Here is a 22,356-nt window from a genome sequence, read left to right as displayed (position 1 = left end):
AGCACGCATGTTTGATTTCAGAAATGAAGGATTCGTCTTCACCATCTCACCCTTTGAGCGTGTTGTTGATAACGAAACCGATCCGGTTAATCACCTCTGGGACTGGGTTAAGTCTTATGTGGAGTTTTCCGTCAGCGGAGTAAAGGTGCAGTTTCAGACTGAGTTTACCGTCGGCGAACTGAAGGAACTGCGCGCAACATTTTCTCGATACTACAAGGCGGTAATGGCCCGCCATGAAATTGAATCTTTTAGTTTTCGCAGCCAACTCAACCAGCTCAATATGGTTCTGAGTAAGATCACGGGTGATGATATCGTGATTATTGAATATGTTCTTCGTCCGGAACACCATGCTGATAGCATTCAGATAAAGGGCGAACTGGCTATCAATGAGAGTTACTTCCCGGACATTCTCAGGCAGCTGGAGGAGATGATCAGCTGGCCGGAATAAAATTCTGATTTATCCGCCATCTCTTGAAGTGGGCAATCGCAATCGGGATTTGCCAATTAGCAGCGAGATTACTGGGGAAGTTAAGGGCTTTTACATCGATTAACAGACGATCCAGCTCGTTAACCATGACTTCACTTATGCCGGAATTCATGGGGCCGACGCCTGGCAGTCAAATAAAAACGGGACATAATGTCTGTCCCGCTAATCTCAATCCTGTGGCTGCCCGACCGGGCCTTCGCCTTCGCTGGCACCAGGCACTGACTGCTTGCTGGGCGCGTGTGGACGTCCGTCACTGCCCACCGCGTCGCTGTGTTGCATACAGCCGGCCAGGGTAACCAATGTCAGTGCCGCTAAGGCTGCCTTCATCAAACCACTCATCCTGCTCTCCTCCTGTTACGAACCGCGTAATCGTTAACGCACTGAGAAATAAGCAAAGCCACGAATACGCCTTTACGCAAGCGAAGCGCGTACAGTTTTCTTCTTTACTCTTAGCGGTCCTGCGCCAGCGTTTCAACACGACGTCGGTATTCTCCCGGTGTGCAGCCAAACTCACGGACAAACGCTTTGTGAAAGGAGGATTCGCTGGCGTAGCCGACGGCCAGAGCGATGTTGATTAACGGGGCTGTTTCGCGCGCCAGTCGCTGAGCGGCCAGCTGCAGACGAAGGGCGGTGAGCACGGCCAGCGGCGTGGTAGCGCTGATCTGGCGGAACAGCAGCGCGAAGGAAGCGCGGGACATAAACACTTGCTGAGCCATGGCTTCTACCGTCCACGGCCTTTCCGGCGCGGCGCACAGTTGGGTGATTAAAGGACCAAGCCGTGGATGCAGAGCCAGGGAGAGTAAGCCAGGGTGCGCTGCGTGAGTTGAGAGCCCATGGCGCACCGCCAGTGTGAACAGGCTGCCAATCTGCTGGCTGCGAAGTGCGGCATCACCAGCAGTTGGCAGTGCGTCAGCACTCTGGGTGATGAACGGCAGCACCGCAGCCAGCCAGCGACCATCGCTGCTTGTGGGTTCGGGGGCCAGCATTAGCACTTCGGGCAGGGCGGTGAGGAAAGCATGCGCCGACGCGGGCAGTTCCAGCAGGCCGCATACCAGTTGGGTTGGCTGCGTATGGCGCTGATAAATACGATGCGCGGCGTTTTGCGGCAGAAATATGACGCTGCCAGCATTGAGTTCGACACCCGCAGTGACGGGCATATCCAGCATGACCGGGCCACCTGTGACCGTATGCCAGCGCACTGCGCACAGGTGCCCGGCGCTGTGCGGCAGTTGCCACTCACCGCTCAGCACGCAGTTCTTATCTATGCTGCCCTGCGGGTTATGCAGCAGCAGCAGTTGACTCAATGGATCCATCTGTTTTTTCCCTTTTCCCTGAGCTGCCCGCTTGATTCAGACGCAAAGACAAAAATATCAGCGTTGCGGCGAAATACGGCGCGGCAGCAAACCGTAAGCTTTGGGTGATGACTATTTTTGACGCTTATGGAGAACATCATGAACCATTATCAGGCAGCAATCATCGGCTTTGGTAAAGCAGGTAAAACGCTGGCGGCGGCTCTGGGGCGCGCCGGATGGCGTGTCGCGATCATCGAAAAATCCCGCGTAATGTATGGTGGCACCTGCATTAATGTTGGCTGTATCCCAACGAAAGCACTGGTCCACGATGTGCAACATCATGCCAGTTTCAGCGATGCCATGCAGCGCAAAGCGGCAGTAGTAGAATTGTTGCGTGAGAAGAATTACCTCAACCTGGCCGCTATTGCGCAGGTCGATGTTATTGATGGCGAGGCGGAATTTGTGGATGCCCACACGCTGAAAATCACCTCCTCACAGCAGGTCAGCCAGATTCATGCTGAGCGAATTTTTATCAATAGCGGTGCCGAAGCGGTGTTTCCCGCACTGGAAGGCTTAGTTGCCGGACCGCGCGTGGTTGACAGCAGCGGGATCCTGAAATTAACGCAACTGCCGCAGCGGCTGGGGATCCTTGGCGGCGGTTATATTGGCGTTGAGTTTGCTTCCATGTTTGCCGGTTTTGGCAGCGAAGTGACGTTGTTTGAAAGTGCACCGCAATTTCTGGCGCGGGAAGATGATGATATCGGTGCGGCGATAGCCGGGATCCTGCAGGAGCAGGGCGTTAAGCTCGAGCTCAACACTGCATTACAGCGTGTAACCAGCGGTCGCGACAGCGTGACGCTGCATACCGCACAGGGCGATCGTGAAGTCGATGTGCTGCTGGTCGCCACGGGCCGTCGCCCGGCGACGAAGGCACTGAAACTGGAAAACGCGGGAGTGGTGACCGATGCGCGCGGCGCGGTGCGTGTCGATAAACAGCTTAAAACCTCTGTTGATCATATCTGGGCGCTGGGCGATGTTACCGGCGGGCCACAGTTTACCTATATTTCGCTTGATGATTTCCGCATCGTTTACGATCAGTTGCTGGGTAAGGGCACGCGCACCACCGAAGATCGCGTTAACATCCCGTATTCCGTGTTTATGACGCCTGTGTTATCACGGATTGGTTTGACTGAAGCGCAGGCGCGCGCGCAGGGGCGGGATATTCAGGTGGTGACACTGCCGGTCGCCGCGATTCCGCGTGCGCGCGTTGTTGACGACACCCGTGGCATGCTGAAAGCCGTGGTTGATAATGGCAGCCAGCAGATTCTCGGCGTGGCGCTGCTGGCAGCGGACTCGCATGAAGTCATTAACATCGTGAAAACGGTAATGGATGCCGGGCTGCCGTATAGCGTGCTGCGTGACCAGATTTTTACCCACCCAACCATGAGCGAATCGCTCAATGATCTGTTTGCCCTGGTGAAATAATGCCGAAAAGGACGCCCGCACCGGGCGTCCCGATTGCAGATTTAGCCGAGATTACCGCTCAGGCGATCGCGGAAATCGCTGCTGCGGTTATCCAGACCGGTGAAGGTGACGCTGGCGCCGTGCCGCTGGTAGCGGTACTCAATGGCGTCGAGCGCCGCCACGCTGGAGGCATCCCAAATCTGCGCGTGGGTCAAATCGATGGTGACGCGCTGCGGATCGTGGCCGTAGTCAAAATGCTCAAACAGATCGTTGCTGCTGGCGAAAAACAGCGGTCCGCGCACCGTGTAGTGCACCTGCTGGCCATCGTCACTCAGCTGACGTTCGGCGTGGATCACGTGAGCGATGCGGCGGGCAAACAGCATCATGGCGAGCATCACGCCCACCAGCACGCCAAGCGCGAGGTTACCGGTCCACACCGTGACGGCGACGGTCAGCACCATCACCAGCGTTTCCGACCACGGCATGCGTTTCAGCGTGGCCGGCTGCAGGCTGTGCCAGTTCACGGTTTTTACCGCGACCACCATCATAATGCCCGCCAGCACCACCATCGGAATTTGCGCCATGATTTGGCTCAGACCGGTGACCAGCAACAGCAGCACCAGCGCTGCGGCCACGGTGGACACCCGGGTACGCGCCTTGCCCAGCTCAACGTTAACAATGGTCTGGCCGATCATCGCGCAGCCGGCGATACCGCCGTAAAAGCCTGCCAGAATATTGCCGACGCCCAGCGCCCAGGATTCACGCCGCTTACCGGAAGGCGTATCGGTCATGTCATCCACCAGTTTGGCGGTCAGCAGGGATTCCATCAGGCCGACGAAGGCGACCGACAGCGCGGTGGGCCAGACAATCTGCAGCGTCTGCAAATTAAGCGGCACCAGCAGGGTATTGAAATCCGGCAGGCCGGCGCGCATTGGCCCTTCATCGCCGACGTTGGGCACGCGATAGCCCAGCAGCAGCGCGACAGCGGTGACAGCCACGATAGCCACCAGCGGCGAAGGCACGCTTTTAAGCACTTTGGGCAGCAGCAGCACGATGGCCAGCGTGGCGGCGAACAGCAGCCACACCAGACCCGACTCGCCCCAGACGTGCGGCACCTGTGCAAAGAAAATCAGTATACCCAGCGCGTTAACGAAGCCGATCATCACCGAGCGCGGAATATAGCGCATCATGCGCGACAGCCCGGCAAGGCCGAAAATGATCTGAATAAGACCGCCGAGGATCACCGCTGGCAGAATGTACTCCACGCCATGCGCGTGCACCATCGGTCCGATCACCAGCGCGACGGAACCGGCCGCCGCGGTGACCATCGCTGGCCGTCCTCCCAGAATCGACAGCGTCAGGCACAGCACCACCGAAGCGACAAGACTGACTTTAGGGTCGACGCCGGCAATCACGGAAAACGAAATCACTTCCGGTATAAGCGCCAGGGCGGTAATCACCCCGGCCAGGCACTCGCGGGTGAAAAGAGAGGGTGAACGCAGCACACGTGCGACCGTGATGTCGCTCGCTGTGGCAGCGGGGCGATCGGCAGTTTGACTCATCTGTTGCAGGCTCTTTTATTGGATGCGCATGCCGTCACGGCATAGCAATATTTAGTGGAAAAGTTAACGCGGGCGATGTTACCGGGTGATGACGCGAGGCGCCAGTAAAACGGGGCGATAAGGTTGATTCCATCCCTGGAATCCGCTGCGGCTACAGCGAAAAATCATCCGGAGTCTGGTGAACCACCAGTTCCAGCAGGTGACGATACACATCCAGCTGGACGACATCGGCTTCCTGCTCCAGCCGGCCAATCAGGGCGGCAATAATCGCCTTATTGGTCACCGGCATACCGCTGTGCAGGATTTCAGCAATCAGATGGCCTAAGACTTCCATCTCATTGGTTTCACTGTTGACGGCCTGTTTGAAATTGTCAGCGAGGACATCGCTGCTGTTGACGGCATTTTGCATGTGTAAGCCCTTAAGATTGGCTGATGGCCCAGCGGCCAGCACAACCAGGATGAAATATTTCCGCGCGGACAGGCGCGAAAAACCTGACTCACCACCCAACACAAAAAGACACCTCTGAAGGTGGAAATCCACAACACCTTCAGAGGCGACGCAACTGCATCATTCGTTACCGAATCGTTAACCGATTCATGGCGGCTAAAGTTATACAGTAACCCCTAATCTGTACAAGCGGCGGCTTGTGCATTTCGTGCTTATCAGGCTAATTTACTCAATATTATAGGGTATTTTGCCGAAAAAAGTTATACAGGCAAGCTGTACACACGGCCTGATCGGGCCTTTTTGCGACTTAAGTGAAACTGGTAATCTGCGTGCAGCACGACTAAATTTGCTGATGTAAGCAAACTTTTCATTCGTACGTCGCTTAGCTTATAATAACCCTCCCATTTAGTTAGAACTCTAACCATTAGGCCGCTACGCTTTGACTGACCATCCACAACCGTTTTCCCGTCTGTTGCATCTTACTGCCCATGCGTGGCGGCTGGCGGTTGATCGTCGCCTGAAAGAGAGCGGTTTGAGTATGAGTAGCTGGCTGGCAATTGCCAGCGTAGCGACCGCCAGTGAACCGCCGACGCAAAAGGCGCTGGCACAGCTATTGGGGCTGGAGGAAGCCAGTGTGGTGCCGCTGGTCGATCGGCTGGTGAAACAGCAGCTGCTGGCACGGGTGCAGCCAAAGGAAGATCGTCGCAAGCGCCTGCTGGTGTTAACCGAGCAGGGCGGCGAGGCGTTCGCTACGGTAAAAACGCAGGCGGATGCGCTGCGCGCCCAGCTGCTGGCCGATATCGATCCCGCCGCGCTGGCAGTGACCGAAAACGTGTTGCAGCAGCTGCTTGAACGCTTAGGAAACGTATAGCCGTGGCGAAACGTAACCCGTATGCCCCTCGCGAATGGCTGCCGCACGAAAAGCCGATGCTGCCGGGATCGCCCTCGACACCGCTGCATGCGCCATCGAAACGCATCGCGTTTGGCCTGATCGGCCTGCTGATCTCCATTACCGGCGCGCTGAGTAATGCGCTGGTGACCGCCAACCTCACCAATCTGCAGGGCACCTTCGCCGCGTACAGCAACGAAATCGCCTGGCTGCCGGCGGTCTACGTGATGGGCAATATCTCCATTAATCTCTTGCTGGTGAAGTTCCGCCAGCAGTTTGGTTTGCGGCTGTTTACCGAAGCCTTTCTGGTGCTGTACGTCATCGTGGCGTTTTTTCACATCCTCGCGAACGATCTCAGCTCGGCGATTATCGTGCGTACCGCGCACGGCATGGTGGGCGCGGCGCTCAGCTCGCTGGGCATCTATTATCAGATCCAGGCCTGGCCGGCGAAGCACCGTCTCAAAGCGCTGGTGATTGGCATCACCGCTTCACAGCTGGCGATTCCGCTGGCGCGGCTGTTCTCCAGCGAGCTGCTGCAGCTGGAGGAGTGGCGCGGCCTCTATCTGTTTGAGCTGGGCCTGGCGATGATTGCGCTGGGCTGCGTGCTGGTGGTCAAGCTGCCGCCGGGCGACCGTATCAAAGCGTTCGAAAAGCTCGATTTCGTCACCTTTATGCTGCTGGCACCGGGCATGGCGTTATTGTGCGGCGTGCTGTCGCTCGGCCGCATTGAGTGGTGGTTCAGCACACCATGGCTCGGCGTCTGTCTGGCGCTGGCGCTGGTACTGATTGTCGCGGCGGTGGTGCTGGAGCATAACCGCGCTAACCCGCTGATTAACACCCGCTGGCTGAGCAATGGCATGATCGTGCGGCTCGGCATCGTGATGATCATGATGCGCATCGTGCTGGCCGAGCAGAATACCGGCGCGGTGGGTTTTCTGCAGCAGCTGGGCCTGCTCAACGATCAGATGCGCGGGCTGGCGCTGTCGATCATTGCAGGCGTGATCTGCGGCATGATTGCCAGCGCGCTGACCATCAAACCCAACCATCTGAGCTGGCCAATCGTGGTCTCGCTGGCCGTAATGATTGTCGCCTCGCTGATGGATGCGCAATCCAGCCCGCTGACGCGCGCCAGCAATCTCTACTTCAGCCAGTTTCTGCTCGGCTTCAGCAGTGCCTTTTTCCTTGGGCCAGCGATGCTGCTTGGCATCGGCGGCGTGGTGACTCAGCCGAAAAATCTGGTGAGTTTTGTCGTGCTGTTTGGCATGAGCCAGAATCTTGGCGGCCTGATTGGCTCCGCCATTCTCGGCACCTTCCAGACGTGGCGCGAAAAATATCACTCCAGCCTGCTGGGCGATCAGCTGTCGCTGCTCGATCCCAATGTGGTGGATCGCCTCAGCCAGTACAGCGCGCTGTTTCGCAGCCAGCTGGCGGACAGCGGCCTGCTCAGCGCGCAGAGCAGCAGTCAGCTGCAAACCGTGGCCACGCTGCAGGCCAACGTGCTGGCTTATAACGATACCTATTTACTGACCGCCGCGCTGGCAATGATAACGCTGATGTGGGTGCTGTGGCGCCTGACGCGGCTGCGTTATCTTAACTGGCGCCAGGCGCGACATAATCTGACTGAGCAACAGCAGCAGGCTGCGCCAGCAAACCGAACGGAGACCCCATGAGTCAACAGGACGATCTACAGGCTGCGGAGCGCGAGCGCACCAACCGCCGACGCATTCTCTCTATCGCCGCCGGGAGCGGTATCGCCATCGTGGGCGTGCTGGTGATCTTATACGCCTGGCAGCTGTGGCCCTTTACCAGCACCATCCAGTCAACGGAAAACGCCTACGTGCGCGGCCAGGTGACCTTTATCAGCCCGCAGGTCAGCGGCTACCTGACGAACGTTGAGGTGGTGGATCTGCAGCCGGTGCGCAAAGGACAGCTGCTGATGACCATTGACGATCGTATCTATCGCCAGCGCGTGCATCAGGCGCAGGCACAGCTGGCGATGAAGATTGCCGCGCAGAATAACAACCAGCAGCAGCAGAAGAGTGCGGAGGCCACTATCGCCAGCAATAAAGCCGCGCTGGAGAATGCCAAAGCGCAGGCGCTAAAAAGCAGTCTCGATTTGAAGCGGGTGGAAAATCTGGCGGCGGATGGCTCGCTGTCGGTACGCGAGCGTGACGCCGCGCGCGCAGCCAATGCGCAGGCTCAGGCCCAGCTGCGCCAGGCGGCGGCGCAGGTGGCGGTCTCGCAGCAGAATCTGCAAACCACCATCGTCAACCGCGCGGCGCTGGCCGGCGACGTAGCCAGCGCGCAGGCGGCACTGGAGCTGGCCAATATCGATCTGGACAATACGCGCATTATCGCGCCGGACAGCGGCCAGCTCGGTCAGCTGTCGGTGCGCAAAGGCACGTACGTTACTGCCGGCACGCGGCTGACCTCGGTGGTGCCGGATAATAAATGGGTGATCGCCAACCTGAAGGAAACCCAGCTGGCGCGCGTGCGCCCCGGTCTGCCGGTGTCGATCCGCGTTGATGCGCTGGACGGCAAGCGCTTTGACGGCCGCGTTGAGTTTATCTCGCCCGCGGCCGGATCTGAGTTCAGCGCTATCTCGCCAGATAACGCCACCGGTAACTTCGTGAAAATCGCCCAGCGGATTCCGGTGCGCATCAAAATTCTTGGTGATGAACTGCAGCAGCTGCGGCCCGGGATGTCAGTGGAAGTCGACATTGATACCGCCGCCGAACCACACCGGGATGCGTTATGAAGCGGCCGTTACTCGCGGTGCTCATCGCGATGCTGCTGACCGGCTGCGCCCGCGACGTGGAGCAGGCGCCGTCGTCGCTGCCGATTCCGCCCGACTGGCGTCAGCAGGTCGGGCCCGCCGCCGCGCCGGAAGCGCAGTGGTGGCGCAGCTTTGGTGATGATCGCCTCAACTGGCTGGTAAACCAGGCGCTGCAGCACAACAGCGATATTCTCATTGCCCGGTCGCGCGTCGATCAGTATCGCGCCGAGCTGCGCGCTGCGCAGGGCGACAACTTCCCCACGCTGTCGGCGGGCGTGGCGGCAACCCATCAGCGTGCGCTGTCAGCGGCGACCGGTCAGCCGTACGAAAGTGCGGTATTTCAGGGACTGCTGCAGGCGAATTATGAGGTCGACTTATGGGGCAGCCGCAGCAACAGCATCCGCGCGGCGGAAGCCACGCTGGCGGCGCAGCGTGCGGCGGCCTCGGCAGCCGAGCTGACGGTGGCCAGTTCGGTCGCGTCCGGTTACCTCAGCCTGTGCGCGCTCGACGAGCAGCTGCGCGTCACCGAGGCCACGCTGGAAACGCGGCAGAACTCGCTGAACCTGGCGCAGCGTCAGTTCGAAACTGGCTATACTTCGCGGCTGGAATGGATGCAGGCGGCATCGGAGTATCAGACGGCGAAAGCGCAAATTCCCCAGCTGCAGCATCAGATCGCCCAGCAGGAGAACGCGCTCAGCATTCTGGTCGGCATGAATCCGCGCCAGATTGCGCGCAGCAGCCAGTTCGACCAGCTGCGACCACACGCACTGCCGGCGCTGCTGCCGTCGCAGCTGCTGAATCGCCGGCCTGACATTGTCCAGGCGCAGCGCCTGCTGCTGGCAAGCGACGCGTCGCTGGCGGCGGCACAGGCACAGCTGCTGCCATCGCTCAACCTGACGGCATCCGGCACGCTGCAGAGCAGCCAGCTACACGATCTGCTGGATAATCCGTTCCGCCTGTGGAGCATAGGTGGTAGCGTGCTGGCACCGCTGCTCAACCGCGAAGCGCTGACCGCGCAGGTGGATGTGGCGATGGCGTCGCGCAACCAGGCGCTGTACGGCTACGAAAGGGTGGTGCGCAACGCCTTTGCCGAGGTGGATAACGCACTGGATGCCATCACGCGCAGCCAGCAGCAGCTGACGGAACTGCAGGCGCAGGAGCGCTACGTTGCCGAGGCGTGGCGGATTGCGCGCAACCGTTATCAGAATGGCTATGCGTCCTATCTCGATGAGCTTGATGCGCAGCGCACGCTGTTCAGCACCCAGCTGAATATTGTGGCGGTGAAAAACACGCTGCTGCTGGCGCAAATCGATCTCTACCGCGCCCTTGGTGGCGGCTGGCAGGGGTAACACTGCGGCAGTTACGTTGGTACGTGACTGCTGCAACGCTTTCCTTGTTTAGCGGCGGTTCTTGCCTCTCCTCTCACTGAACATCACTTTTAGCAAATTGCTTGCATTTAGCTGTACGCTGCGCATAATCGCAAACCGCAATAATAATGATTCTCAGTATAATTTACATCAGGGGATAACCATGCGCAGAACGCCTTTCAATCCCGGAATGAAACCGACGCTGCTGGCCATGCTGGTCAGCGTCGGTTGTTTGCCAGTGATGGCTGCTACCACTAACACCAGTAATGCTCCTCAGGGCGCTAACGAACAGCAGACGCTGACCGTTACCGCCACGCCGCAGAGTGAATTCAAACCCGGCGGCAACGACTTAGTACCGGCCTTTCTCGACGGCCAGATTGCCCACGGCGGTCGCCTCGGCATGCTGGGCGAGCAAAACGCCATGGACGTGCCGTTCAACGTCATCGGCTATACGGCAAAAATGATTCAGGACCAGCAAGCGCAAACCATCGCCGATGTGGTGCGCAACGATGCGGGCGTGCAGAACGTCAAAGGTTACGGCAATTTCGCTGAAACTTACCGCATTCGGGGTTTCACTCTCGACGGCGATGATATGACTTTCGGCGGTCTGCCGGGCGTGGTGCCGCGCCAGGTGATGGACGCTTCGCTGATCGATCGCGTGGAGATCTTCAAAGGCGCCAACAGTCTGGTTAACGGCGCAGCCAGTTCCGGCGTCGGCGGTATGATCAACCTCGAGCCGAAACATGCCGAAGATACGCCGATCAATCGCGTGGGCCTCGATTACACCTCCTCGTCTCAGGTTGGCGGAACGCTGGACGTGGGGCGTCGCTTTGGCGATAACAATCAGTTTGGCGTGCGGGTTAACGCCGTGCATCGCGAAGGCGAAACCGGCGTTGACGGCGAGAAAAAACGCACCACGGCGGCTTCGGTCGGTCTTGATTATCGCGGCGACCGGCTGCGCACCTCGCTGGACGTTGGCTATCAAAAGAAAACCTTCCATGACGGCTTACAGGGCGTGAAATTCGCCAGCGCCGGCGTGATCCCGGCGGTGCCGTCAAATTCGCATAATTACAGCCAGAAATGGGTGTACAGCGATATGGAATCTGAATTCGGTATCGCCAAAGCAGAATACGATATTACCGACAGCTGGACGGCGTATGCCGGCCTCGGCGCACAGCACGCCCATGAAACCGGCAACTACGGCGCGCCGACCATTACCAACAGCAACGGTGACGGCACCATCAGTAGCTTCTACTCCAACCGCATTCAGGACAACATGAGCGGCATGGTGGGGCTGCGCGGTGAGTTCCACACCGGTTTCGTCAGTCATAAAGTCAACGTGGGTTACTCGGCGCTGACCACCAATGCGAAAAATGCCTACGACATGTCGCTGGTGGGCACGCCGTTTAATATCTACCACAGCGGTGACGTGGCGGAACCGGCGGCCACCTTCGCCGGCGGCAAGTTCTCCGATCCGCTTACCACGTCACGTACCCGCACCCAGGGCTATCTGCTGAGCGATACGCTCGGATTACTGGACGATACGCTGCTGGTGACCGTCGGTGCTCGCCATCAGAAAGTGGTGGTGCGCAGCTATAACTACAACACCGGCGCGGAAAGCGTTGATTCGCGCTTCACCAACGACCGCTGGATGCCAACCTACGGCGTGGTTTACAAGCCATGGAAAGAAGTGGCGCTGTACGCGAACCATACGGAAGCGCTGCAGCCTGGTGAAGTAGCCCCTAAAGACGCCGTCAACTATGGCACCGTGACTGGCGTGGCGCACTCGAAGCAGAATGAGATCGGTGTGAAAACGGATTTCGGCCGCATCGGCGGCTCGCTGGGGCTGTTCGAAATCCAGAAACCATCCGGCCTGATCAACAGTGACAATGTCTACGTCATGGATGGCGAGCAGCGCCATCGCGGCGTGGAAGCCAACGTGTTTGGTGAGCCGGTGCTGGGCCTGCGCCTCAACGCCAGCGCCACCTGGATCGATCCGGTGATGAAGAAAACCGCCGGCGGCACTTACGATGGCAAACAGGCGATCGGCGTGCCGCGCTACACCTACGTGCTGGGCGCGGAGTATGACATCAAGCCGGTGGAGGGTCTGACGGCGACGGCGCTGCTCAACCACAGCGGCTCTCAGTATGCCAACTCGGCCAACACCCTCAAGCTGGACAGCTATACCACGCTGGATCTTGGTATGCGTTACCGCATGAAGGTGAATCAGAACGATCTGGTGTGGCGCGTGGCGGTCGAAAACGTCACCAATGAGAAGTACTGGTCAAACGTTGATGACACCGGCACCTATCTCGCGCAGGGCGACCCGCGCACGCTGAAAATCAGCATGAGCTACGATTTCTAAGCGGCCACCACGGGGCGTAGTGACGCTCCGTGGTCTTTTCCGACAGAAATAGTGCTGTACGTTGGCCGCTATTCCATTACACTCTGTGCGGCAATCCCGCTGAAAACGCCTCTTTCCTGTTGAGTCATCATGAGTTCACCCGCGCCACCTGACGATCACGACGAACCTTTACGGCAACCGCTGGATGATGCGCACTTCGCCATTGTGGTACTTGCAGTGACCTCGGTTACCCTTATAATCTTCGTCCTGATGCTTACATTATGGATGAGCTGAGGCCAGCAACCGACTACGGACGCCCGCAAGGAGATGTCGATGGAATCCCGGGATGACAAACTGATCGCCATCATTGGACTGCTTTCCGCCTGCCTGATCGGCGTAGTGTTCCTTTTCACTATGACCTGGCTGACGGACGTGCGCCATCCAGCCGATCCGTCACTGGATGTACAAACCTGCCCGCCCAAAACCGCCAGCCCGGTGCAGCACTCTTAATCCTGAGTGCGCCATTTAATCTGCTGACTGCGTAACTCCAGCGCCAGCGCTTCGTGCAGGGTGCGATTGCCATTGGGATCGCCCAGACCAAACAGCGCGCCAGGCGAGCGCCGATCGTCGGCCCACGCCGGATACTCCACCACCGGATAGAGCGAAATGCCTTCCAGCGCCACGCCCTGCGCTAAGGCCAGCCGCGCTTCATCACTGACATGCCGCAGCCAGGGCGCGCGCGCGTCGCCTTCCGCGCCGGTTTCTGCCAGCAACAGCGGGCGCTGATAACGCTGCCAGCACTGCATCAGCAGCCGGTGCAGCGGCTGACGCTGCGGGTGGTCGGGCGGAATGGTGTCGCCGGAGAAGAACCAGTGGTTGTCGGGATAATAGTTCAGCCCCAGGATGTCGAGAAAATCGGGCTGACCACCCAGCTCCGGCGCATCGCGTCCTGCCAGCCAGTCCCAGGCTTCAAACTGCGCCTGATGCTGGCTGTCGGCATAGGGTTTACTGTCGGGGTTATGCGGATCGGCGGCGATCTGCACCAGCGGGTCGGTCAGCACGAAGCGGGCGTCCGGATAGACGTCGCGAATGGCGTGCATGGCCGTCAGCGAGGCGCGCACCAGCTGACGTTTCAGTTCGCGACCGCGCGCGCTGGCGTAGGGATCGAGCCACGAGACATCGGCGCCGGCCCAGGACCAGAAGGATATCTGATTGATGGGCGTAAAGAACGGCTGCTCCACGCCCTCATCCCGCATCAGCTGAGCCATGGCGCGCGCGAAGCGGCCAAAGTGCTCCACAAACGCCGGCTTCCAGATATCGAGATGATCGGGGTAGCCAAAGTGCGCCAGCTCCCAGATGATTTGTAAATCATGGCGCGCCGCCGCGTGAATCATCGGCAGAAAGGTGCGCCAGTCGTATTCACCTGGCGTGGCCTCAATCAGGTGCCAGCGGGCGCCGTCGCGCGCGGTGCGCAATCCTTCCTGCGCCAGCGCGGCGTAATCTTTCTCCAGCAGCATGTCGTGGCCGCTGCTGATGACCATATCCAGTCGTCGCCCGCCGCTGCGGCAGGCGGTAGAGCAGGGGAAGCTGCCCTGAAAAAAGCTGCGAAATAGCCGGGGCTGATGGCGCGGGGATAGCTGAGTCATGATCTTCTCCTCACGAAGAACGCCGGATGCAGAACGCCTGGCTAAGTCTAGACTAAATTAACGCCGCACCTGACGCGGAAGTAGACGGCTCTGATTGCCTTTACGTGCGGTGATACCAACAATAACAGCTTCAGGGTAAGCAGGGATTGAGTATGAGCGAAGCGGCACTGCGTTCCTCACGCGAACGGCCGGGCGACGGGCTGAGAGAACATGCGCAACAGCAATGTGCCCGTCATCCGGGACTGAGCGGCATTCATCCGCTGAACGATGGGCTGGATGCATTTGCGGCACGCTATCTGCTGATGGGCATGGCGCAGCACACCATCGACGTTCAGTATTACATCTGGCACAACGACATGTCCGGACGCCTGCTGTTCAGCGCGCTGCTGGATGCGGCGGAGCGCGGCGTGCAGGTGCGCCTGCTGCTGGATGACAACAATACGCCCGGGCTGGATGAAACGCTGGCTGAACTCGATCGGCATCCGAATATCGCCGTGCGGCTGTTTAATCCCTTTTCGTTTCGAACCCTGCGCGCGCTGGGCTATCTGACCGACTTCGCCCGCCTGAATCGCCGGATGCACAACAAAAGCCTGACCGTGGACGGCGCGGTAACGCTGGTGGGTGGCCGTAACATCGGCGACGAATATTTTGGCACCGGCAATGAGCCGCTGTTTACCGATCTCGACGTGCTTGCGCTGGGGCCGGCGGTAGATGAAGTGGCGGAAGATTTCGCCCGCTACTGGCACAGCAAAGCGGTATCGCCATTGCGCAGCGTCGTGGACACCGGCGCACCGCCGCATGAAGCGGTGCGTTTACCGCCGGAGTGGCAGCAGAGCGAGGCGGTGCAGCGCTATCTGGCGCGGCTGGAGAAATCCTCGTTTGTCAGCCAGCTGGAGCAGGGCTCGCTGAGCATGACCTGGGCACACACGCGGCTGTTAAGTGACGATCCGCGCAAAGGGCTGGGCAAAGCGAAGCGCTCCTCTTTGCTGCCGCAGCGCATGCTGGAGGTGATCGGCACGCCGCAGCAGCAGTTCGATATCATCTCGGCCTATTTTGTCCCGACCCGGGCCGGCGTGGCGCAGCTGCTGGCGCTGAAGCGGCGGGGCGTTAAGATCGCCATCTTAACTAACTCGCTGGCCGCCAATGATGTCACCGTGGTTCACGCCGGCTATGCGCGCTGGCGCAAGAAGCTGCTGCGTCACGGTATTGCGCTCTACGAACTGAAGCCGCAGGCCAATGCCGCGGATGCCCCGCACGATCGCGGCCTGACCGGGAATTCCGGCTCCAGCCTGCACGCCAAGACTTTCACCGTCGATGACCGCAAAGTGTTTATTGGCTCGTTTAATTTCGATCCGCGTTCGGCGGTGCTGAATACGGAGATGGGGCTGGTGATTGAGAGCGAAGCGCTGGCGCAGCAGACCCATCAGCGCTTCAGCAGCGGCATGCGCGACCGCGCCTGGGCACTGCGACTGGATAAGTGGGGCCGCGTTAACTGGGTAGAGTACAGCGGCGAAGCGCGGGAAGTGGTACATAAGCACGAGCCGCAGTGCACGCTATTGCAGCGTTTGCTGGTGCGGCTGGTATGGCGTCTGCCGGTGGAGTGGCTGCTATAGCCGGGCTGCAACGCGCGCAGCCCGGCGGGTAAGTACGCCGTTACGTCTGCGCGGAGGTCTCTGGTTTGCGCTGCGGCTTGCCGGAGAATAAAAAGCGCAGCAGCGGGATACGCAGATGAATCTCGTACAGGGCAAAGGCAACGCCAAACACCATCAGCAGGCCGACAAAGAAGCCCAGCGTATTACTGCTGATGTGTGGCGTAACGTAGATGCCGTACAGGATGGTCAGCGGATGGTGCACCAGATAAATAAACAGCGACGCGTTCACCAGATACATAATGCGCGGCGAGTGGCTGTTCAGCAGCTTGTGGCCGAAGCTGAAGCAGACGTTCAGCATACACAAGCCCATCAGCGTAGAAATGATGGCATCAAGCTCGTACAGCCAGCCTTCACCGCTGCTGTAGCGCTGATTCAGGCTGTACGCGATAAACACCGCAATGGCACCAAAGCACATCACCGGATTAAAACGCACAAACAGCGCTTTCAGCGCCTGATGTTTCCAGCTCAGCGCACCCAGCATAAAGAACGGCAGGAAGAACAGCGACTGCATAACCGCAATGCTGAACAGGCCATCCATTAACAGCGCGGGAGCAAAGTGGAAAATCAGCCGGCGGAAGGCGCACCACACCAGCGCATAGGCCAGCAGGGCCAGCGTCAGCTTGCCCCAGCCAACCTGCTGATAATCGATGCGGCGCTGCTGATCGCGCAGCCAGCGGAAGCTCAGCATGCCAAACGCGGTGAGAATCACCAGTACCAGTAAAAACCACAGGTGCGAAATCAGATCCCACATCAGCGCGTTGTACTTGTCATACAGCGAGAAGTTTGCCCAGTCGCCGACTTTGCTGGTGAGATTTTTCAGCATAAAAAACTGCGGCAGGGTAATGAGCGGCACCGCGGTTAACAGCGGAATGCCGACGCGCTCCAGCCGCACCTTCAGCCAGCGGTTGGGCTGATAGCGCAGATAGAGCATATACGAGAAATAACCTGAAATAACAAAGAACACCTGCATGCGGAAGGCGTGAATAAAATCATTCAGCACCGTCAGCCACAGTGAGGCGTCCTGGCTGTTAACCGACCAGCGTTGGGTCGAGTAAATCAGCGAGACGTGGAAAGGCACGCCCAGCAGCATTAAATACGCTCGAATCGAGTCGAGGAAATATTCACGTTCGGGTTTTGCTGAACTCATAAGCTTCCGGTTTGTCAGTTTACTTGCCGGTTTCACCCTGAAACCGGATTATGCCGGACGAAATTCTACCGGCTGTAAACAGCGTATACTATCAGGTGAATCTGTTTCTTAATCTTCCGGGTTTAATTATCCGAAAAGTACACTTTCGGCTTACGAATCAGGGGAACAATCTTTTACATAAGCTGTCGGAAAACCGAATAATCCTTTAAGATAAATGGGTTTGATCTAAGCACACGAAAGGGGGGGATGTGCTGACTAAAGTGAAGAATAATGGCGGGCTGGTGAAGATGCGCTGGGTAGGCGCAGCAGTTCTGCTGGCGTTGTACGCCAACAATAGCTGGGCGTTCAACATTGATGATGTGGCAAAGCAAGCTAAGGCGCTGGCAGGGAAAGGTTTTGAAGCGCCAAAAAGCAATTTACCCTCTCAGTTTCGTGAAATGAAGTTTGCTGACTATCAGCAGATCCAGTTTAACCACGACAAAGCATACTGGGGCAAACTGCGCACGCCGTTTAAGCTCGAGTTCTATCATCAGGGCATGTATTTCGACACGCCGGTGAAAATCAATGAAGTCACCGCGTCTTCGGTACGTGAAATCAAATATAACCCTGACTACTTCAATTTCGGCAACGTGAAACACGATGCCGATGCGGTGAAAAACCTCGGTTTTGCCGGTTTCAAAGTGCTGTATCCTTTAAATAAAAAGGGTAAAGACGATGAGATCACCAGCTTCCTGGGTGCCAGCTATTTCCGCGTGATTGGCGAAGGCCAGGTGTATGGCCTGTCGGCGCGTGGTCTGGCGATTGATACCGCGCTGCCTTCCGGTGAGGAGTTCCCGCGCTTTAAAGAGTTCTGGATCGAGCGGCCGAAGCCGCAGGATAAACAGCTGGTGATTTATGCGCTGCTGGATTCTCCGCGCGCCGCCGGCGCCTATCGCTTTGTGATCCAGCCAGGCAAAGAGTCCACCGTGGACGTGCAGTCTAAAGTGTATCTGCGTGACAACGTCGGCAAACTCGGCGTAGCCCCACTCACCAGTATGTTCCTGTTTGGCGCTAACCAGCCGTCGCCGGTCAGCAACTTCCGTCAGGAGCTGCATGATTCGAACGGCCTGTCGATTCACGCCGGAAATGGCGAGTGGATCTGGCGTCCGCTCAATAACCCGAAACACCTGGCGGTCAGCACCTTTACCATCGAAAACCCGAAAGGCTTCGGTCTGCTGCAGCGTGGCCGTGACTTCAGCCATTACCAGGACCTGGACGACCGCTATGATCTGCGTCCAAGCGGCTGGGTTGAGCCGCAGGGCGACTGGGGCAAAGGCCGCGTAGAGCTGGTGGAGATCCCGACGGCAGATGAAACCAACGATAATATCGTGGCCTTCTGGACGCCGGAGAGCCTGCCAGAGCCAGGCAAAGAGATGAACTTCAAATATCGTCTGCACTTTACGCGCGATGAAAACCAGCTGCACCAGGACGATGTGGCCTGGGTGAAAGACACGCTGCGTTCTGCGGGCGATGTGAAGCAGTCTAACCTGGTGCGTCAGCCGGATGGTTCCATCGCCTTTACCGTGGACTTTGTCGGTAAAGCGATGAGCAAGCTGCCGGAAAATACCCAGGTGGCGCCGCAGGTCAGCGTCGGTAACAACGCCGACGTGGTCGAGCAGAGCGTACGCTACAACCCGGTCACCAAAGGCTGGCGTCTGGTGCTGCGTCTGCGCGTCAAAGACAACAAGCAGCCGACCGAAATGCGTGCGGCGCTGGTGAGCGGCGACAAGACATTGACGGAAACCTGGAGCTATCAGTTACCTGCCAATGAATAAATCGACTTATTTACCTCAATCTTACGTGGAGGCGCTGCCGCTTGATGCGGCAGCACGCGCCACGCTCAGCGCCTCGCTGCAGAATGCGCAGGCGTTTCATGCCATTCACAGCGCGCTGGGGCAGGATATCGCCGCCAGCGAACGGCCGGACGATGCGCCGCTGAAATCGGTCTCATCGCGCGTATCCATGGCGTGGCCGGATTCGCTCGCCGGTGGCCAGCAGCTCAGTAAAGATTATCTCGACCGCACCACGCTGAAGGCGATGCCGCCAGTGAAGCGTTCGCTGATGTTCCCGGAAGCCTGGCGTACTAACCCGATTGCGCGCGCCTGGGATTCCCTGCGCGGGCAGAAAGGCAATCCACGCTATGCCACGGTGGAAGAGCAGAAAGCGGAAGACAAATGGCGCCACGTGGGTTCCATGCGTCGCTACGTGCTGCTGATTCTGACCATTCTGCAGACCGTGGTCGCCACCTGGTACATGAAAACCATTCTGCCGTATCAGGGCTGGACGCTGCTCGATCCGGTCGAGCTGTTTAACCAGAACTGGTTGCAGTCAGTGGAGCTGATCCTGCCGTATATTCTGCAGACCGGCATCCTGTTCCTGTTTGCCATCCTGTTCTGCTGGGTATCGGCCGGTTTCTGGACCGCGCTGATGGGCTTCCTGCAGCTGCTGATCGGCCGCGATAAGTACAGCATCTCGTACTCGACCACCGGGGATGAGCCGCTCAATCCGGAACATCGCACCGCGCTGATCATGCCAATCTGTAACGAAGACGTGGAACGCGTGTTCGCCGGTCTGCGCGCCACCTGGGAGTCGGTGAAACGCACCGGTAACGCGGAGCATTTCGACGTTTACATCCTGAGCGACAGCTACGATGCCGACATCGCCATCGCCGAGCAAAAAGCGTGGATGGAGCTGGTGCGGGATGTCGGTGGGGCAGGCAAGATCTTCTATCGCCGTCGTCGCCGCCGCGTGAAGCGTAAAAGCGGCAACATCGATGACTTCTGCCGTCGCTGGGGCAGCAACTACAGCTACATGGTGGTGCTGGACGCCGACAGCGTGATGAGCGGTGAGTGTCTTACCGGTCTGGTGCGCATGATGGAAGCGAACCCGAACGCCGGTATTATCCAGTCCTCGCCAAAAGCGTCAGGCATGGATACGCTGTATGCGCGCTGTCAGCAGTTCGCCACCCGCGTTTACGGGCCGCTGTTTACCGCCGGTCTGCACTTCTGGCAGCTGGGCGAATCGCACTATTGGGGGCACAACGCCATCATTCGCGTGCAGCCGTTTATTGAACACTGTGCGCTGGCGCCGCTGCCGGGTGAAGGCTCCTTCGCCGGTTCGATTCTGTCACATGACTTCGTGGAAGCGGCGCTGATGCGTCGTGCCGGCTGGGGCGTGTGGATCGCCTACGATCTGCCGGGTTCTTATGAAGAGCTGCCGCCGAACCTGCTTGATGAGCTGAAGCGTGACCGTCGCTGGTGCCACGGCAACCTGATGAACTTCCGCCTGTTCCTGGTAAAAGGCATGCACCCGGTGCACCGCGCGGTGTTCCTGACCGGCGTGATGTCCTACCTGTCGGCGCCGCTGTGGTTTATGTTCCTTGCGTTGTCGACCGCCCTGCAGGTGGTGCATACGCTGATGGAACCGACCTACTTCCTGCAGCCGCGTCAGCTGTTCCCGGTGTGGCCGCAGTGGCGTCCGGATTTGGCCATCGCGCTGTTCTCCACCACGCTGGTGCTGCTGTTCCTGCCAAAACTGCTCAGCGTGGTGCTGATCTGGTTTAAAGGGGCGAAACCGTACGGTGGCGCATTCCGCCTTTTCCTCTCGCTGCTGCTGGAGATGCTGTTCTCGGTGCTGCTGGCACCGGTGCGCATGCTGTTCCACACCGTGTTTGTGGTCAGCGCGTTCCTCGGCTGGGAAGTGGTGTGGAACTCGCCGCAGCGTGACGATGACGCCACGCCGTGGAGCGAAGCGTTCCGTCGCCATGGTTCACAGATGCTGCTGGGCATTGTCTGGGCCGTCGGGATGGGCGTGCTCGATCTCAACTTCCTGTGGTGGCTGGCGCCAATCGTCTTCTCGCTGATTCTGTCGCCGTTTGTCTCGGTGATGTCGAGTCGCGCCACGGTCGGGCTGAAGAGTAAGCGTGCCAGGCTGTTCCTGATCCCGGAAGAGTATGAGCCACCGAAAGAGCTGGTCGACACCGATCACTATCTGCAGCTGAACCGTGAACGTGCGCTGAAGCATGGCTTCATGCATGCGCTGTTCAATCCGGCGTTCAACGCGCTGGCGACGGCGATGGCGACATCGCGCCATAAGCAGAGTGCACTGCTGGATCACGCACGCGATCGCCGCGTCGATCAGGCATTGAGCGATGCGCCGGAAAAACTGAATCGCGAACAGCGTCTGCAGCTGATCAGCGATCCGGTGGTGCTGGCGCGCGTGCACACGCGCTTGTGGGAAAGTGCGGATAAATATCATCAGTGGGTTGAGAGTTATCAGAAACTCACGCTTAACCCGCAGGCGCTGCCTCAGCGCGCCTGACAGGCTAACGGTGATGAAAAAGCGGCAGCGATGCCGCTTTTTTTATGCCTGCGCTTCAGCGAAGTGCTTAACGCACCTCACACAATCTTTACGCATAAAGACATAGCGGTTTAGCTGTACCCGCAGCTAAAATGGCGCGATGACACGTGCCAGCGTTCCTGAGCACATTTAAACAGTCACTGACGCACATCAGAATCAGGGGTGTCAGTTCAGGGTGAGTAAATGCAGTGAAATATTGCCTGAAATTAATTGCGCTGTGCGCCGCCATTTTACTGCTCACGGGCTGTGGCAGCATTATCAGCCGGACCGTACCCGGACAGGGGCACGGTAACCAGTATTATCCGGGCGTGCAGTGGGATGTGCGTGACGGGCCGTGGCGCGTGCTGACCATTCTCGATCTGCCGCTGTCGCTGGTGATGGACACGCTGCTACTGCCGGTTGACGCACAGCACGGCCCGTACGAGTAACTTACGCCCAGTTGTCTGACGGACTGTCGTCGTCTTCCCACTCTTCGGCCGCTGCTTCGCCTTCTTCCAGGTCGCGTGGCGGCTCCAGCTGAAATTCGCCTTCGTCCCATTCGTGCAGGGTATTTTCCGACTGCCACTCCTGGCGCAGCTCAATTTCATCGAAATTACCGTCGAACACCGCCTGCGCCGCTTCACCGCTGCAAATTGGCAGGCATTCGCCCTGGCCGTCTTCATCAGCGAAAAACTCCGCCTGCCACATAATGTCGCCATCCTGCATTACGTACTTCTGCAGCGCAAACTGGCTGACACTGGCGTCATCCTGCTCCAGCTCAGGCTGGCTGGCGAGAAACTCTTCGCGTGCGGCTTCAATGGCTTCTTCTAACGTACTATACAGGCTCATCTGCAACTCCTTGTCAGTGCAAAAAGGGATTTCACAGAAGAATAGACGAAAATTGG

The 22,356-nt window shown here is 58.6% G+C and carries 19 protein-coding genes; 12 read left to right on the top strand and 7 right to left on the bottom strand.

Annotated features, from left to right (window positions below; all coding sequences use genetic code 11):
- The first annotated feature begins 7 nt into the window (after nt 1-7).
- The gene (locus F3I21_RS03745) at nt 8-448 is read left to right on the top strand and encodes a hypothetical protein (protein WP_150058349.1); all 441 of its coding nucleotides are present in this window, start codon (nt 8-10) and stop codon (nt 446-448) included.
- 207 nt (nt 449-655) lie between these two features.
- Here the strand turns inward: F3I21_RS03745 and F3I21_RS23155 are convergent, their stop codons facing one another.
- A complete protein-coding gene (locus F3I21_RS23155) occupies nt 656-826 on the bottom strand; it encodes a hypothetical protein (protein WP_058769590.1) in 171 nt (56 codons plus the stop codon).
- A gap of 110 nt (nt 827-936) precedes the next feature.
- Nucleotides 937-1,800, bottom strand: a complete 864-nt coding sequence (locus F3I21_RS03740; RefSeq protein WP_150058347.1) for a helix-turn-helix domain-containing protein — start codon at nt 1,798-1,800, stop codon at nt 937-939.
- 138 nt (nt 1,801-1,938) lie between these two features.
- On the opposite strand from F3I21_RS03740, the gene rclA reads away from it, so the two are divergent.
- Nucleotides 1,939-3,264, top strand: a complete 1,326-nt coding sequence (rclA, locus tag F3I21_RS03735; RefSeq protein WP_150058345.1) for a reactive chlorine resistance oxidoreductase RclA — start codon at nt 1,939-1,941, stop codon at nt 3,262-3,264.
- A gap of 41 nt (nt 3,265-3,305) precedes the next feature.
- Here the strand turns inward: rclA and F3I21_RS03730 are convergent, their stop codons facing one another.
- Entirely contained in the window at nt 3,306-4,805 is a 1,500-nt protein-coding gene (locus F3I21_RS03730; protein WP_058759701.1) for a SulP family inorganic anion transporter, read from the bottom strand.
- A gap of 151 nt (nt 4,806-4,956) precedes the next feature.
- Nucleotides 4,957-5,214: a biofilm/acid-resistance regulator YmgB/AriR gene (locus tag F3I21_RS03725; RefSeq protein ID WP_058759735.1), complete on the bottom strand. Its 258-nt coding sequence runs from the start codon at nt 5,212-5,214 to the stop codon at nt 4,957-4,959.
- Between the two features lie 478 nt (nt 5,215-5,692).
- Here F3I21_RS03725 and F3I21_RS03720 point away from each other — a divergent pair, with 478 nt between their 5' ends.
- From F3I21_RS03720 to F3I21_RS23150, 6 genes are all read left to right on the top strand, one after another.
- Nucleotides 5,693-6,124, top strand: a complete 432-nt coding sequence (locus F3I21_RS03720) for a MarR family winged helix-turn-helix transcriptional regulator (protein WP_058769594.1) — start codon at nt 5,693-5,695, stop codon at nt 6,122-6,124.
- A 2-nt stretch (nt 6,125-6,126) separates the two neighbouring features.
- On the top strand, nt 6,127-7,812 hold the full coding sequence (locus tag F3I21_RS03715) for an MFS transporter (protein ID WP_150058343.1): 1,686 nt from the start codon (nt 6,127-6,129) through the stop codon (nt 7,810-7,812).
- Complete coding sequence (locus F3I21_RS03710) at nt 7,809-8,900, top strand: HlyD family secretion protein (RefSeq protein ID WP_021508268.1); 1,092 nt, start codon at nt 7,809-7,811, stop codon at nt 8,898-8,900. Before F3I21_RS03715 ends, F3I21_RS03710 begins: the two co-directional genes overlap by 4 nt.
- Entirely contained in the window at nt 8,897-10,267 is a 1,371-nt protein-coding gene (locus F3I21_RS03705) for an efflux transporter outer membrane subunit (RefSeq protein ID WP_150058341.1), read from the top strand. Before F3I21_RS03710 ends, F3I21_RS03705 begins: the two co-directional genes overlap by 4 nt.
- 181 nt (nt 10,268-10,448) lie before the next feature.
- Nucleotides 10,449-12,650: a TonB-dependent siderophore receptor gene (locus tag F3I21_RS03700; protein WP_150058339.1), complete on the top strand. Its 2,202-nt coding sequence runs from the start codon at nt 10,449-10,451 to the stop codon at nt 12,648-12,650.
- A gap of 312 nt (nt 12,651-12,962) precedes the next feature.
- Nucleotides 12,963-13,139 carry a hypothetical protein gene (locus F3I21_RS23150; protein ID WP_021506450.1) on the top strand — a complete coding sequence of 59 codons (177 nt, stop codon included), beginning with the start codon at nt 12,963-12,965 and terminating at the stop codon, nt 13,137-13,139.
- Here F3I21_RS23150 and F3I21_RS03695 read toward each other — a convergent pair.
- Complete coding sequence (locus F3I21_RS03695) at nt 13,136-14,275, bottom strand: beta-glucosidase (RefSeq protein ID WP_127833908.1); 1,140 nt, start codon at nt 14,273-14,275, stop codon at nt 13,136-13,138. The two genes, F3I21_RS23150 and F3I21_RS03695, sit on opposite strands and share 4 nt — an antisense overlap.
- Before the next feature lie 152 nt (nt 14,276-14,427).
- Between F3I21_RS03695 and F3I21_RS03690 the strand changes: the two genes are divergently transcribed.
- Nucleotides 14,428-15,888 carry a phosphatidylserine/phosphatidylglycerophosphate/cardiolipin synthase family protein gene (locus tag F3I21_RS03690; RefSeq protein ID WP_150058337.1) on the top strand — a complete coding sequence of 487 codons (1,461 nt, stop codon included), beginning with the start codon at nt 14,428-14,430 and terminating at the stop codon, nt 15,886-15,888.
- Nucleotides 15,889-15,928: 40 nt separating this feature from the next.
- Here the strand turns inward: F3I21_RS03690 and mdoC are convergent, their stop codons facing one another.
- Nucleotides 15,929-17,074, bottom strand: a complete 1,146-nt coding sequence (gene mdoC / locus F3I21_RS03685; RefSeq protein ID WP_021506447.1) for a glucans biosynthesis protein MdoC — start codon at nt 17,072-17,074, stop codon at nt 15,929-15,931.
- Nucleotides 17,075-17,352: 278 nt separating this feature from the next.
- Between mdoC and F3I21_RS03680 the strand changes: the two genes are divergently transcribed.
- From F3I21_RS03680 to F3I21_RS03670, 3 genes are all read left to right on the top strand, one after another.
- Nucleotides 17,353-18,888 (top strand): glucan biosynthesis protein G, encoded by a 1,536-nt coding sequence (locus tag F3I21_RS03680; protein WP_182688977.1) that lies wholly within the window; start codon nt 17,353-17,355, stop codon nt 18,886-18,888.
- The gene (mdoH, locus tag F3I21_RS03675; protein ID WP_059010463.1) at nt 18,881-21,433 is read left to right on the top strand and encodes a glucans biosynthesis glucosyltransferase MdoH; all 2,553 of its coding nucleotides are present in this window, start codon (nt 18,881-18,883) and stop codon (nt 21,431-21,433) included. The genes F3I21_RS03680 and mdoH overlap by 8 nt, the downstream gene beginning before the upstream one ends.
- Before the next feature lie 227 nt (nt 21,434-21,660).
- Nucleotides 21,661-21,900 (top strand): YceK/YidQ family lipoprotein, encoded by a 240-nt coding sequence (locus tag F3I21_RS03670; protein ID WP_021506444.1) that lies wholly within the window; start codon nt 21,661-21,663, stop codon nt 21,898-21,900.
- A gap of 1 nt (nt 21,901) precedes the next feature.
- Here F3I21_RS03670 and F3I21_RS03665 read toward each other — a convergent pair whose 3' ends face one another.
- The gene (locus F3I21_RS03665; protein WP_021506443.1) at nt 21,902-22,300 is read right to left on the bottom strand and encodes a MysB family protein; all 399 of its coding nucleotides are present in this window, start codon (nt 22,298-22,300) and stop codon (nt 21,902-21,904) included.
- Between the last annotated feature and the right edge of the window lie 56 nt (nt 22,301-22,356).

It is taken from the genome of Pantoea sp. B_9 (assembly GCF_008632015.1).
Taxonomy (GTDB): Bacteria; Pseudomonadota; Gammaproteobacteria; order Enterobacterales; family Enterobacteriaceae; genus Pantoea; species Pantoea dispersa.
This window is presented reverse-complemented; position numbering and strand designations above follow the sequence as displayed.